Genomic DNA, 496 nt, shown 5'->3' on the forward strand with positions numbered 1-496 from the left:
TGGACGGCGGCGCCCATGCTTGGCGTGGACGCGGTTGCGGACACGGCGCACGGCGCCGACACGCCGCTGCACAACCCCGCCGACCGGCGCGACCTGGTGGGCCGGGTGCGCGAAGCCAGCGCCACCGACGTCGATCGGGCGCTGTGCTGCGCGCAGCAGGCGGCAGCCCCCTGGGCCGCGACGCCGCCTGCCGAACGCGCCGCGCGTCTGCTGCGCGCCGCCGATCTGCTGGAAGAGCGCACTGCGCCCCTGCTGGGCCTGCTGGTGCGCGAGGCCGGCAAGACCTGCGGCAACGCGCTCGCCGAGGTGCGCGAAGCGGTGGACTTTCTGCGCTACTACGCGGCGCAGGTCCGCGCCACCTTCGACAACGCCACGCACCTGCCGCTGGGCCCCGTGGCCTGCATCAGCCCCTGGAACTTTCCGCTCGCCATCTTCCTGGGCCAGGCGGCGGCCGCGCTGGCGGCCGGCAACCCGGTGCTCGCCAAGCCCGCCGAGC

At 75.8% G+C, this 496-nt stretch carries 1 protein-coding gene; it reads left to right on the plus strand.

The annotated features are described in order from the left end of the window. On the plus strand, positions 1-496 hold a 496-nt coding region (locus tag VTU_RS29380; protein WP_010108745.1), incomplete at both ends, for an aldehyde dehydrogenase family protein.

The organism is Verminephrobacter aporrectodeae subsp. tuberculatae At4 (assembly GCF_000193225.1).
In the GTDB taxonomy this organism is placed as follows: Bacteria; Pseudomonadota; Gammaproteobacteria; order Burkholderiales; family Burkholderiaceae_C; genus Acidovorax; species Acidovorax aporrectodeae.